13 protein-coding genes are annotated in these 12,451 nt (G+C 45.4%); 9 read left to right on the top strand and 4 right to left on the bottom strand.

The window, feature by feature from the left end; translation table 11 throughout:
- Nucleotides 1-77 precede the first annotated feature (77 nt).
- From C1710_RS07655 to C1710_RS07640, 4 genes are all read right to left on the bottom strand, one after another.
- Entirely contained in the window at nt 78-617 is a 540-nt protein-coding gene (locus tag C1710_RS07655; protein ID WP_102281598.1) for a GNAT family N-acetyltransferase, read from the bottom strand.
- 12 nt (nt 618-629) lie between these two features.
- Complete coding sequence (locus tag C1710_RS07650) at nt 630-1,007, bottom strand: VOC family protein (protein WP_102281595.1); 378 nt, start codon at nt 1,005-1,007, stop codon at nt 630-632.
- A 13-nt stretch (nt 1,008-1,020) separates the two neighbouring features.
- The gene (locus C1710_RS07645; RefSeq protein WP_102281593.1) at nt 1,021-1,701 is read right to left on the bottom strand and encodes a TVP38/TMEM64 family protein; all 681 of its coding nucleotides are present in this window, start codon (nt 1,699-1,701) and stop codon (nt 1,021-1,023) included.
- Between the two features lie 65 nt (nt 1,702-1,766).
- Nucleotides 1,767-3,011 carry a DUF2075 domain-containing protein gene (locus C1710_RS07640; RefSeq protein WP_102281591.1) on the bottom strand — a complete coding sequence of 415 codons (1,245 nt, stop codon included), beginning with the start codon at nt 3,009-3,011 and terminating at the stop codon, nt 1,767-1,769.
- Between the two features lie 177 nt (nt 3,012-3,188).
- On the opposite strand from C1710_RS07640, the gene C1710_RS07635 reads away from it, so the two are divergent.
- The 9 genes from C1710_RS07635 to C1710_RS08370 all read left to right on the top strand — a co-directional run bounded on the left by C1710_RS07635 (nt 3,189) and on the right by C1710_RS08370 (nt 12,211).
- Nucleotides 3,189-4,961: a 1-deoxy-D-xylulose-5-phosphate synthase gene (locus C1710_RS07635; protein ID WP_102281589.1), complete on the top strand. Its 1,773-nt coding sequence runs from the start codon at nt 3,189-3,191 to the stop codon at nt 4,959-4,961.
- A 118-nt stretch (nt 4,962-5,079) separates the two neighbouring features.
- Nucleotides 5,080-6,462 carry an LPXTG cell wall anchor domain-containing protein gene (locus tag C1710_RS07630; RefSeq protein WP_102281586.1) on the top strand — a complete coding sequence of 461 codons (1,383 nt, stop codon included), beginning with the start codon at nt 5,080-5,082 and terminating at the stop codon, nt 6,460-6,462.
- 239 nt (nt 6,463-6,701) lie between these two features.
- Nucleotides 6,702-7,526 carry a glutamate 5-kinase gene (proB, locus tag C1710_RS07625; protein ID WP_102281584.1) on the top strand — a complete coding sequence of 275 codons (825 nt, stop codon included), beginning with the start codon at nt 6,702-6,704 and terminating at the stop codon, nt 7,524-7,526.
- On the top strand, nt 7,523-8,767 hold the full coding sequence (locus C1710_RS07620) for a glutamate-5-semialdehyde dehydrogenase (RefSeq protein ID WP_102281581.1): 1,245 nt from the start codon (nt 7,523-7,525) through the stop codon (nt 8,765-8,767). The genes proB and C1710_RS07620 overlap by 4 nt, the downstream gene beginning before the upstream one ends.
- A gap of 124 nt (nt 8,768-8,891) precedes the next feature.
- Nucleotides 8,892-10,271 carry an amino acid permease gene (locus tag C1710_RS07615; protein ID WP_235857994.1) on the top strand — a complete coding sequence of 460 codons (1,380 nt, stop codon included), beginning with the start codon at nt 8,892-8,894 and terminating at the stop codon, nt 10,269-10,271.
- 69 nt (nt 10,272-10,340) lie between these two features.
- Nucleotides 10,341-11,156 (top strand): DNA/RNA non-specific endonuclease, encoded by an 816-nt coding sequence (locus tag C1710_RS07610; protein WP_102281578.1) that lies wholly within the window; start codon nt 10,341-10,343, stop codon nt 11,154-11,156.
- A 182-nt stretch (nt 11,157-11,338) separates the two neighbouring features.
- Nucleotides 11,339-11,572, top strand: a complete 234-nt coding sequence (locus tag C1710_RS08380; protein WP_235857993.1) for an MFS transporter — start codon at nt 11,339-11,341, stop codon at nt 11,570-11,572.
- 18 nt (nt 11,573-11,590) lie between these two features.
- Nucleotides 11,591-11,875: an MFS transporter gene (locus C1710_RS08375; RefSeq protein ID WP_235857992.1), complete on the top strand. Its 285-nt coding sequence runs from the start codon at nt 11,591-11,593 to the stop codon at nt 11,873-11,875.
- Between the two features lie 33 nt (nt 11,876-11,908).
- Nucleotides 11,909-12,211 (top strand): hypothetical protein, encoded by a 303-nt coding sequence (locus C1710_RS08370; protein ID WP_235857991.1) that lies wholly within the window; start codon nt 11,909-11,911, stop codon nt 12,209-12,211.
- Nucleotides 12,212-12,451: the final 240 nt, after the last annotated feature.

The raw sequence follows: 12,451 nt of genomic DNA, 5'->3' as shown, positions 1-12,451 counted from the left end.
GCCACCTCCGAATAAGGAATACTTACCTTATTTTAACATTGTAATAAAAAAGCTGGCCAACTTGACCAGCTTATCATTTAATCTTCTTTAAGGTTCATTTCATAGGCGTTACGTAAGTCGGTTGGCCGCGGACCAGTGTAAACAGTCCCGCGTTCGACAAACCCAAAAGCTGCAAGAATTTTTTGCATCGGGAGATTTTTCTCGTGTGTTGAAATTCGAAAGTTGCGAACGCCTTCGCGATAAGCAATGCTGATGAGATCAGAGAAGAGGTAAGTGGCTAGCCGCATTCCCCGGAAGCGGTTAGAAATAGCAACCCGGTGAATAGTCGCAAAAGCGTGACCAGGACGAGCCCACATGCCTGATACGATGTGAGTATAGTAAGTATCACCGTCGAGCATCAGGGTAGCGCAACCAGCAATTTCGTTTCCATACATTAGCAGGTAACAATTTTCTGAATCGATGTCCTGATGCATGGTCAAACGGGACGGGTAACCATCTTGCCACTGGGGAACGCCATTTTCCTGTAAGGCTTTGCGACCATCTTCGATTAGTTCCATGACATCGTCAAGGTCTTCCATGGTTGCTTGTTGAACGTAAATTGCTTTGCTTGGTTTCATGATTAAGACTCCTTATTTGTTCTGGTAGACAACGACATTGATAGTATTACTGTCTGGATCGGCAATTGTAATTTCCTGCATTTTACCTTCAGCACCGAGTGCTGAGTGTGCCGGTTGGATAATCGGAACTTCATAGCTAATGAAGTGGTGTGAAATATCATGGATGCTATCACGGGCAACAACGCTGAAAATGGCCTTGCCAACCATTGATCGGTGGGCGGTATCAGCAGCCATCAACCGGATTAACTGATGCCCGCAACGGAGAGTGACGTGGTTATCATCACTTTGCTCTTCAATGATCGGCATGTCGAAAACTTCGTGATAGAAACGACGGGATTGTTCTAAGTCGCTGACGTAAATTGTCAGATCGTCAAAACGACGCATTCGCATAATAAAACCTTCTTTAATCTTTTGCTGTGTTTTTGTTGTTACGCATGATGATTCGGTAGCAGCAGACAACTGCAAGAATGAGGACTACATCTACCACGAGCCGCTTAATGTTTCCCCGGAAGATAGCATCACCACCGAAGGCGTAAAGAAAAGACGTAGGGAGCATACCGATGATGACCAGTGGTAGGAATTGCTTCAGGTTCATTTTTTCCTGGGCGCAAGCGTAGTTAACAATAATGCTGGGGATGATTGGCACCATGAAGGAGATAATCAGCCGGAGCTTTTTATGAGCGCTGTGATTGAGTTCAGTCAGCAATTTGTTGTGGGTCCACTTTGCTGGCAGGGATAGCTTGCTAAGGAGTGAGTAAACTACCAGGTTACCGAGGATGTTGCCGCTCCAGTTGATGGTTAATCCTAACCAGGGTCCAAAACAAATCCCCGCAAATAAGCAAATGACCGAGTTAGATAGTCCTGGAATTGAGTTTAAAACGGCAACGAGGACAACCAGTAGCAACATATCCGGAAGACCGTGACTACGCATCATCACCATCAATTTGGCTTTGTTGTGACTATTGAGATGCATCAGCAGCTGTAGCTCTGGTTTAAAATCGTGATAAATAAAAGTGATTCCAGCGAGGACAATGATGATCCCGATAATAATCAGGAAAATCCCGCTGGTTTTTCTTTTCGTCATAGGTTGACCTCCCGCCATTGGATAACATTCTTATTTTAGCATAAAACGGGAATTGGCGGTGAATGTTAGCAGTGAAGAACATTGTTCCACCCATGAGCTTGAAAAAGCGAAGAAAGCGTTTGCCGCAAGAGGGGGTCGTGAGCATAGAGGTAAGTGCCGTGAACACCGCGTTTGAGAATCACGTTGAGGGCGTTCATGATCATCCACCGTTTCAATTTGTCAATTTCCACCGGATCAGTTAAGTCGGCTCTTTTTTTGAAGGCTTCACTGTCGGTAAAACGATCGAGGTTTACCTGCAGGGTGCGGCTATTTGGCTGTTGACTGATAACCGGTCCAATGATAATGCCGGCATAATTGAGGTCAAATCCTTGACACGTATAAATTGATCCGACTTCGTCAATTGTCTGGGAAATTTCCGCCCAGGGGGTTGCCGTAAAATTGTACTGGTCCCAGGGCATTTTAAAGTTGCCTTCTTGGATATAGTGTTTACCACCGTCGAGGGTTGATGGGTAGCCAGATGTTGATAACACACGTGATAAGCCAACTTCCTGATTACGGCGAACAATGGCACGTCGCATTTCTTCGGCATCATCGTAAACGCGAAAGTCATAATTATCTCGGGAGCTATCGGGCAAGTTGTCAATGTGACAATCCTCCGTCAGTGTATTCAACCAGTCGACTAGTTCGTCGCTAGCCGTCATGCGGAACTGGTGAGTTAAGTGGTATTGTTCATGCGGAACGTTCTCGATTATGTTGGCAAGTCTCCCGGGAGTCCACAGACTTTTCATCCGGAGAACTTGTGAATAGTCTATTACTAAGATGACGATTTGTGCGCGCTTGAGCAGTTCTGTCAACTGGTTGTTATGGTAGAAATTGTTGTAATGGTCGGGCTTGGATAAGAGGAGGTGGGCTTCATCGACGACCACAACATCCACCTGTTCGTCTGCTTTGTTTAAGCGGTTAATGAGACTGGTGGGCCGCTGAAAATCTTTTTTTAAAAGTGAAGTTTGCTGCCCCGCCAATTCGCGATAAACCTTGAGAATTTCCGGGTGGTTAACTGTAAAGTAATTGCACGTTTGGAACAAGGGACTGCTTTGGTTGTGACGCGCCAACTGTTGCAATTTGGTGAAGAGATGAGTCAAGACGACACTCTTGCCAGTCCCAGCATCACCAATAATGCTAAAGACAGCAGGAGAACCATCGGCGAGGTGGTCAGTGATAAAATGAATGATGCGATTAACTAGCGCTGACTGTTCACTTGTTAGTGGCAGGTTGGGTGAAAGTTTTGCAATTGCTTGATTAGTTGTCATGTCAGATCCTCCCTCTTTACGACCAAATCATAGCTTTGGCCTTATTAGTCGTCAACTAAATTCCAACAGAATATTTTCACTTACTTGTGATTTGTTGTAAAATAATAACTAAGTTGCACAAAGATTAAATACAAGTCACACGTAGCAGTTTCTCAACCACAAGAGGTGCACATTATAATGAATCAACATCCTGATTTTTTGTTGAATGAAGTGAATGAGCCAGAAGATATTAAAACAATGTCTCTTGACGAATTAAAACAATTAGCAACAGAAATGCGCCAGTTAATCCTAGAGCGAGACGAGAAGATTGGCGGACACGTGGGTCCTAACTTGGGAATTGTTGAAACCACGCTGGCACTACACTACGTCTTTAATTCACCACACGACAAGATTGTCTGGGACGTTTCTCACCAGTGCTATGCGCACAAGATGCTGACGGGGCGGAAGCAGGGCTTCTTAGATCCTGACCACTACGATGAAGTTTCTGGATTTACCGCACCAGAAGAAAGTGACCATGACTTCTTTAAAGTTGGCCATACATCAACGTCGGTTGCTCTCGCTGACGGTTTGGCCATTGCTCGTGACAAGCTTGGCAAAACGGATAACGTCATTGCCGTGATTGGGGACGGTTCGCTCTCTGGCGGGCTGGCCTTTGAAGGACTAAATAACGCTGCCAAACTGCAGTCTAATCTGATTATTGTCGTTAATGATAACAACATGTCGATTGACGAAAACCAGGGTGGTCTTTACAAGGGCTTAAAGGAGTTACGTGATACCCACGGGCAAAGCTCAAACAATATTTTTAAGTTTATGGGGCTGGACTACCGTTATGTGGAAGACGGCAATGACCTTTCCGAGATGATCAAGGTCTTCAAGAACGTTAAGGATATTGACCACCCGATTGTCTTGCACGTGCATACCCTCAAGGGGAAGGGGTTCAAGCCCGCTGAAGAAAATGAGATGGAATATCACTGGCGTGGACCATTTGACCCACAAACTGGCAAATCTACTGAGCCAGCGGCAAAGGAAAGTTACAGTGCTGCGGTGGTTGATGAGTTGGAAAAGCAGGTGGCTGCGGGTGTGCCAATCATGGCGATGAACGCCGCTATTCCGGGGATGTTCGACCTTAAACGCTTCCAGGCCAAGTACCCAGATAATTATTGGGACTCAGGTATTGCCGAGCAAGAATGCGTCACTTCAGCCGTGGCGATGGCTACTCGTGGTATTCGACCGGTTGTTTTCATGAACAGTACTTTCCTGCAACGTGCTTATGACCAGTTAGTTCATGACGTAGCATTAAACGATGCGCCAATTGTGATGATTGTTCGGGGTGGGACAATTAGCGATGATTCGGCTACTCACCAGGGATCCTTGGATATCTCGTTTATTAAGAATATTCCAAACCTGGAATACCTGGTGCCTACCAACTTGGAAGAAATGATGGCCATGCTAAAATGGGCAATCAAGCAGACTGATACGCCAATTTTGATTCGCCAACCAGAAAAGCCGGTTATTCACGGTCAGGCTAGTCAAACTGACTATTCCAACATTGACTACAACTTTGCTCACCACGGGAACAAGGTGGCTATCATGGCGGTTGGTGATTTCTGGCAACTAGGTGAACATGTTCGTGAGTTGATGAAACAACAGTTGCACATTGATGCCTCACTAATTAATCCTGAATCCGTTACTGGAATTGACCAGCAGGACCTCCATTATCTCCAAGAAGATCACGATTTAGTAGTGACCTTGGAAGATGGCACGGTTCACGGTGGATTTGGTGAGACGGTTGCTCGTTATTACGGTCCAACCGACATGAAGGTGCTGTCCTTTGGAGCACCGCGTGAATTTGCTGATAATGTCCCGCTGAACGTTCTTTATGAATGGTACCACCTAACTCCACAACAAATTGTCGATGATGTTGAGCGGGTACTTTATTCTTCACTTTAAAGACCATTATATTAATTAGTCGCGGTTTGGGGCCGCGACTTTTTTCGTTCATTTAATTTCTTTTTACCGTACTTAATGATTAGGGGTACTCCCCCAATCAGAAGTACGGAGGATGATTATGCAAAAAGAACGTAGTATAAAGAACCAACTAGCGGTTGTCATTGCTGTGGGAACGGTTTTGACAGCTTGCCAAATAGGTGGATCCGCTCAAGCATCCCAGCGGGTGACAGATGATCTGCCGATATCCAAAGCTAGTCAGACAAAAACTATTTATATCCGGTTGGTAGAAAAAGGCCAGTTGGTAGATAAAATTGTTTTGACTGGTAAGCCGGGGGAAACGGTGCCAATTAAGATTGAAAAAAGAAGACCTTTTTTGTTGGTTAATGGTGACCAACTATCAGTAATGCCAGGCACTTTTACCATTCCCCAAGAAGGAGATCAGGTCGATTGGACAGTCACTCGACGCAAACTAGCTCAGAAACAGGTTCATGAGGTGGTTGTCACGCTCCAGCCAGAGGTAGATCAAAAACCAATTGATGGTGCCCCAACACAGGAGGTTCGTTTTAAAGTTGTCGCAAGCTATCAGTATGACCAGTTACACCATTGGAAAACGAATATCAAATACCAGGTTGATCCTGAATGGCTAGAAGTAGTCATCCCCCAAACACTACCGGGATATGAATCGATAGATACTGAAGGGATTAAGCTATCACCACAAGAGTTGGTGAAGAGTCGAGAAGCATTAGCCTTATTTTTTGACAATGTTGATCCAGCACCACTGCATTTTACAAAAGCATCTCATTACCGGTCATTAGAAAATGAGGAAGATGATCAACAACATGGCAAAGAAGAACAAACCAAGTCACCAACGGAACAGGATCAACGACAACCAGATCCGGGTGAAGAAGATAACCAACCAGCGGAAAAGCCAGTAGATAATGATAATGAATCTTTAGACCCTGTTGATAGTACCGTGGATCAAACAGTAGAAGAGACAAAACGTCCAGTTACTGATGAGAGTGTTCAAACTCCCGTAGAACATCCGGAACAAGTTGACTCTTCACAACAAACGGCGGATGACGCTCATCATGCAGTTGACGAAAGTACGCAAACAACGGATGAACACCCGGAAAAAGTCGACGCTTCGCAGCAAACCACAGCTGAGACAAACAATGTTAATAACCAAAGCGAGTCGACACAAGTTGAGAACGAAATTTCTAATGACGTTCATTCAGAAACTCCAGCAAATGCGAAAACTTTACCAGAAGAGGGTCACAAGGCAGCGGCTGAAGATAAAGGATCGACAAAGTCAGATGATACCCTGGCCGCGGAAAAAGAGTTACTTAGCCAATTAGAGCATCAGCAGGTCCCAACTAGTGCCAACGATCAATTGCCACAAACTGGCGATAGTAATCGAGGCCAATTAATAGCTGCTATCGGTGGTCTCATTAGCGGCCTGACTGGACTCGTTACCGCTTGGCTTTTCCGACGAACCGAGTGAGACTTGCTTCTTGACATCAAAAAAAGAATCGAATAAACTGTCGGTGTAGCTGAAATAAGACCATTCAGGGAGCCACCGGTAACTGTAAAGGTGACAAAGTGTCGAAGCCGGGTTACATATTTAAGTTAACAAGTTAATAATAGAATTAAAAAGGGTAAAGCATGTCTTTAAAGAGGAATGGTACCGCCGTCATTGGTGTCCTCGTTAAGGACGTGTTTTTTTTTAGAGGAGTGGTGAGAATGGCAAATAAAAAAATCAAACGGGTAGTCATCAAAGTTGGTACTAGCACCTTAGTACAGAAAAACGGACAAGTTAATTTACCCGTCATTGATAATTTGGCACTGACACTCTCGGCGCTAAATAACCGTGGCCTAGAAGTTATCCTGGTCTCATCCGGCGCGATGGGGGTTGGGTTAGAGAGCCTGGGCTTAAAGCAGCGGCCAAAAGCAATTGCGGAACAGCAAGCACTTTCTTCAGTGGGACAATTAGAATTAATGAGAATTTATTCCCAACGCTTTTTGAACTATCAAACGAAAGTCTCCCAATTATTGTTAACGCGTGATGTCTTGCACTACCCAGTCAGCAAGCAGCATGTTTTAAACACTATTGAGGTTCTCATGACGAAACGAATTATTCCGATCATTAACGAAAACGACCCGGTTTCTGTTGATGAACTGGATCATCATACAACTTTTTCTGATAATGATGAGTTGTCGGCACTTGTAGCTACTAAGATTGGTGCTGACTTGTTAATTATTCTCTCTGACGTGGATGCACTTTATACTGCTGACCCTCACCGCAACCCTGATGCTCAACCAATTCGCAACCTTGATCATTTAACTAGCGGCATTGAAGCGGGAGCAGCTGGAACCAGTACACGCTTTGGAACCGGTGGAATGGTTACTAAACTACGGGCTGCTAAGATGATGATGCAAGATAACCGGCAGATGGTGTTATGTAATGGTCGCGACCCACGGATTATTATTGACATATTAAAGGGTGAAGAAGTCGGAACCCACTTTGGTGCTGACAAGATTGCTAATAGTTTGGAGGAATCGAAATGAACGAGCAATTAATTAAGATAGGCCAACGTGCCCAAAAAGCAGCTAACCAGCTGGCATTATTATCGACAAGTCAAAAGAATGAGGCATTAAATAGGATGGCCGATGCGCTCGAAAAAGCAACGAACAAAATTTTGGCTGCTAACCAGGAGGATATGGCAAAAGCCACCGAGCTGCCAGCTAAGTTTCGTGACCGTCTGTTGCTTAATCAGGAACGAATTAATCAAATGGCTGACGAGTTAAGACATGTTGCTATGCTTCAGGATCCAACAACAAAGATTGACCGTGGCTGGATTAACAAAGATGGGTTGCAAATTATTCAGCAACGCATTCCCCTTGGCGTCATTGCCATTATTTACGAAGCGCGTCCTAACGTCACTTCTGGGGCTAGTGCACTGACTTTTAAGAGCGGCAATGCCGTTATTTTGCGTGGTGGCAAAGAGGCACTGAGGACCAACGAAGCGACAGTCAACGTTTTACGGCAGGTCCTGGTAGAGTTAGGGCTGCCAGCTGATGCAATCCAGCTAGTCAAAGATACTAGTCATGAGGTTGCTCAGAAACTGATGGAGCTCAACCGCTACGTTGACGTGATTATTCCACGGGGAAGCCAACGCCTTATCCAAGCCGTGGTAGAGCATGCAACTGTCCCGGTCATTGAAACTGGTGCGGGTAATTGCCATGTCTACGTTGACCGGGATGCAGATCTTCAGAAAGCTACACCGATCATCATCAATGCCAAGGTTCAACGGCCATCAGTCTGCAACGCCGCAGAAAAATTACTTGTTCACCGTGATGTTGCTAAAGAATACCTTCCCGTGGTCATTAAGGCTTTACGTGAACAAGGGGTGGAAGTCCGTGGCGATGCGCGTGTTTGCGCAATTGTTAACGACGTAAACCCAGCAACCGCTGAAGACTGGGATACCGAATATAATGACTTGATTATGGCGGTGAAGGTTGTAGATTCACTGGACGAGGCAGTGGAACAAATTAACGAACACGGTACTCACCACTCGGAGTCAATTATCACTGAAAATGGTGCTCGTGGGCGCGAGTTTCAGCGCAGGGTCAACTCGGCTGTCGTTTACGTTAATGCTTCCACCCGTTTTACTGACGGTGGGGAGTTTGGTTTTGGTGCCGAAATTGGGATCAGCACGCAAAAGTTGCATGCCCGTGGCCCAATGGGGTTAGACCAGTTAACAACGATTAAGTACGAAATTACCGGGAATGGCCAGGTCCGTAAATAGTTCTTGATTTTCGGCCGTGAAATGTTATTCTTAAAAAATAATGGCGAGATTCTAATTGAAATCCAACCAATTAACGCCAGCCTCTTACCAAGACTGGCGTTAATTTTTGTAAAGGAGAGGTCTTATGTCTGACAAGAAAACAACGCACGTTGAACTGAACCGAACACTAACATCGGGGCAGATGGAAATGATTGCCCTTGGGGGGACAATCGGTGTGGGTTTATTTATGGGTTCAACGTCGACAATCAAATGGACGGGACCTTCTGTACTGTTGGCTTATGCTTTTGTTGGGATCGTGCTTTATGCAGTGATGCGCGCGTTAGGGGAAATGATCTACATCCAACCAGGGACGGGATCATTTGCTGATTATGCGACCCACTACATCAGTCCGCTGGCTGGCTATTTGACGAAGTGGAGTAACGTTTTTCAGTTTATAATCGTGGGAATTTCCGAAGTGATTGCGGCTACCCAGTACCTGAATTTCTGGTGGCCACACCTACCTGACTGGGTAGCTGGGTTAGCGGCCATTCTCTTTTTGACGCTGGCTAACCTGGCCTCAGCCAAGGCCTATGGACAGTTGGAATTCTGGTTTGCAATGGTCAAGGTCGTCACGATCGTTGCCATGATTATCCTGGGGATCCTAGTTATTACTATCGGCTTGGGTAACCATTGGCACCCTGTTGGAATCAGTAACCTTTGGCGACATGGTGGATTTTTCACTGGTGGGGTTAAAGGGTTCATGTTCTCCTTATCAATCATTGTGGGTTCTTACCAGGGAATTGAGCTTCTGGGAATTACGGCGGGGGAGGCAGCTCAGCCACAGCACGCGATTGTCGAAGCGGTTCGTTCCATTATTTGGCGAATCTTAATTTTCTACATTGGCGCCATTTTTGTGATCGTTTGTATTTACCCGTGGAATCAGCTAAAAATGGTTGGCTCACCATTTGTGGAAACTTTTACCCGGGTGGGGATTACTGGTGCTGCCGGGATTATTAACTTTGTCGTTTTAACTGCCGCATTATCTGGGTGCAATTCGGGGATTTATAGTGCTAGCCGGATGCTTTATAAGCTTGCTATTGATAAGCAGGCCCCAAGGTTCTTCGCTCGTTTATCTAAACGAATTGTCCCGAATGTTGCTATCTTATCAATTGCATCAGGGATCCTAATTGGCTTTGTCCTCAACGAAGTGCTGAAGGTTCTCAGCCCATCTTTTAATAATATCTTCGTTGTGGTTTATAGCTCCAGTGTCTTGCCTGGAATGGTGCCTTGGTTTGTCATCTTAGTATCCGAACTGCATTTTCGTAAGCAAAAGCACGAACAGCTTTCTGCTCATCCCTTTAAGATGCCTTTGTTCCCGTGGTTTAACTACTTTGCTATCCTGTCGTTATTGGTTATTCTACTTTTCATGTTCATTAACCCGGATACTCGCGTGTCAGTCACTGTTGGTGCTGTCTTTCTTTTAGTTGTAACACTGGTTTACCAGGTTAAACACCGTGTTAAGTAAAGACGAACGTGCATTCGCATCGTGAAGTAGTATATAATGAAACTACTTTACAAAGTGGGAGGCAGGTCAATGAGAAATAAGCGGATAATCAGGCGGTTGATTGCGTTAACCGTCGCGGTCATGGCTGCACTAGCTATGTCCATGATTAGCCCTCAACAGGCTGGTGCATGGTGGCGACATTATTCTGGGTATTCAGTTACCCGTGTCAGCAAACTACCACCAACACAAGAACAAGCAGAAGCGGTATTAACGCCACAGGTCAAAACTCAGCTGGGCGGGAATGTGGAGTGGAATGGCGCCGGTTCGTTTGTCGTTAATAACAACCAAACCAACCTCAACACTAATATAGCCAGTGCTCCCTGGGCGGTGAACCACCTGGATAGTCAGGGAAGGCCGTGGCAAGGCGACGCCTGGTTAAGCCGTGCTACTCGCCAGTACCGTAACCGTCAATCAACTGGTAACGGGGCTAGCAGTTGGAAACCGGCTGGCTTTGAACAAGCATCACACCTGACTGGTGGTTACGGTCATGCTTATGACCGCGGACATTTATTAGGATACGCCCTCGTTGGCGGCTTGCCTCACTTTAACGCTTCTGAGTCCAACCCCCAAAATATTGCCACCCAGACAGCCTGGGCGAATGAAGCTCGGAGTAGTCGTTCGATGGGACAAAATTACTACGAAGGGCTGGTTCGGCGAAAGCTTGATCAGGGAGTAAAGGTGCGCTACCGGGTAACAGATATTTATAATGACAATAATCCTGTCCCATCCGGTGCCCATATCGAAGCGAAAGCAGCTGATGGTTCCCTGCAGTTCAATGTCTTTGTCCCGAATGTGCAACGTAACATCAATATTAATTACCAAACCGGCAGGGTAACGCAGCGCTAAAGAGATCACACTCTTCTTACTTAGTTAAGAAGGGTATTTTTTACACTTGCGATTGCAGCTGATACCCGTATTCTAATCTATAGGTAATTTTATAAGAGTAGAGAAATGATAGTGACAATAAAACAAAAGTTTGTGTTAAGCATCATGATCCTTGGCACATTTTTGGAATTATGTGTTCAACGATGATGAATATCGCTTTACCAACGTTAATACGCCAGTTTGACTTATCCTCTGCACGGGTTAGTAACGGTTACATGCTGGTGAATGCCTTGATGATACCAGTTAGTGCTTACCTCATTAAGAAGTATTCATATAAAAACCTGTTTGTCGGTTTCACGGCAAATTTCGGTGTGGGAACAATTATGGGTGCGATGGCACCGACCTTTCAGCTGATTGTCTGTGGACGGATGGTATGAGCAGTGGGTTCCGGTATTATGATGCCACTTGTTAATGTCTTAGTGATGGAGTTTGCCAGTGACGGTCACCAGGGGGCATTGATGGGGCTAGTTGGTTTGGCATTCAATTTTTCACCGATTATTGGGCCCTCCGTGGCAGGGTTGATCTTAGACTTTTTCTCCTGGCGGTATCTGTTTTTGCTTGTCCTGCCGTTTATCATCCTCACCATGGTATTGTCATTGATTTTTATGCCGCACCTGCAGACTAAGCAACATCCGCAGTTTAATTACTGCGGGTTAGTCACGTGTAGTCTCAGCCTTTGATTTTTATTAAATGGGTTTTCTGAGTTTGGAACGATGGCATTTGCCAGTTGGTCAGTTGCTGGCGCTCTCTTCATTGGTTTGCTTTTTTTAATTATTTTTGTTGGTGCGCAGTGGCACAGTAATCATCCGTTTGTCAACTTGCGGATCTTTCGCCATGCTCAATTTACCTTGGCAGTCATTGTCAATTGCTTACTGGTATCAACGATGTATGGCAATAACTATCTTATTATCGCTGCTGGTACAAAACGTCATGTGAAAGAGCCCATTTATTTCTGGATTAGTGATTTTACCGGGAGCCTTGTCCACGGGGATTACGGGGATTCTCTCACCAGTTAGCGGTAAGTTATTTGATCGTTTTCCAATTCGCTGGATGGTAACTTATGGTTTGGCAGTGGACCTCTTTGGGACAGCCTTCGTTGTGGCAATGGTCAACATGTGTATCTCGGGACATCACGACAGGGGATCCAGGCCGGCTTTTTGACCTGCTTTGCTATCCTTATTTTGGCATTAGTAATCGCCCAGTTCTTCCACACCGATCGCCGAGAGTTTTTTCATCATGCGAGGATAGAAAATTAA

The organism is [Lactobacillus] timonensis (genome assembly GCF_900240275.1).
Classification (GTDB): Bacteria; Bacillota; Bacilli; order Lactobacillales; family Lactobacillaceae; genus Limosilactobacillus; species Limosilactobacillus timonensis.
Note: the sequence above shows the minus strand (reverse complement) of the source record. Positions and strands in the feature narration are given on the sequence as shown.

Coding starts and splice junctions, on each gene's coding strand:
- C1710_RS07635 (WP_102281589.1), top strand. CDS start 3,189: ATGAATCAACATCCTGATTTTTTGTTGAATGAAGTGAATGAGCCAGAA.
- C1710_RS07610 (WP_102281578.1), top strand. CDS start 10,341: ATGAGAAATAAGCGGATAATCAGGCGGTTGATTGCGTTAACCGTCGCG.
- C1710_RS07630 (WP_102281586.1), top strand. CDS start 5,080: ATGCAAAAAGAACGTAGTATAAAGAACCAACTAGCGGTTGTCATTGCT.
- C1710_RS07650 (WP_102281595.1), bottom strand. CDS start 1,007: ATGCGAATGCGTCGTTTTGACGATCTGACAATTTACGTCAGCGACTTA.
- C1710_RS07640 (WP_102281591.1), bottom strand. CDS start 3,011: ATGACAACTAATCAAGCAATTGCAAAACTTTCACCCAACCTGCCACTA.
- C1710_RS08370 (WP_235857991.1), top strand. CDS start 11,909: ATGGCATTTGCCAGTTGGTCAGTTGCTGGCGCTCTCTTCATTGGTTTG.
- proB (WP_102281584.1), top strand. CDS start 6,702: ATGGCAAATAAAAAAATCAAACGGGTAGTCATCAAAGTTGGTACTAGC.
- C1710_RS07655 (WP_102281598.1), bottom strand. CDS start 617: ATGAAACCAAGCAAAGCAATTTACGTTCAACAAGCAACCATGGAAGAC.
- C1710_RS07615 (WP_235857994.1), top strand. CDS start 8,892: ATGTCTGACAAGAAAACAACGCACGTTGAACTGAACCGAACACTAACA.
- C1710_RS08375 (WP_235857992.1), top strand. CDS start 11,591: ATGATGCCACTTGTTAATGTCTTAGTGATGGAGTTTGCCAGTGACGGT.
- C1710_RS08380 (WP_235857993.1), top strand. CDS start 11,339: ATGATGAATATCGCTTTACCAACGTTAATACGCCAGTTTGACTTATCC.
- C1710_RS07645 (WP_102281593.1), bottom strand. CDS start 1,701: ATGACGAAAAGAAAAACCAGCGGGATTTTCCTGATTATTATCGGGATC.
- C1710_RS07620 (WP_102281581.1), top strand. CDS start 7,523: ATGAACGAGCAATTAATTAAGATAGGCCAACGTGCCCAAAAAGCAGCT.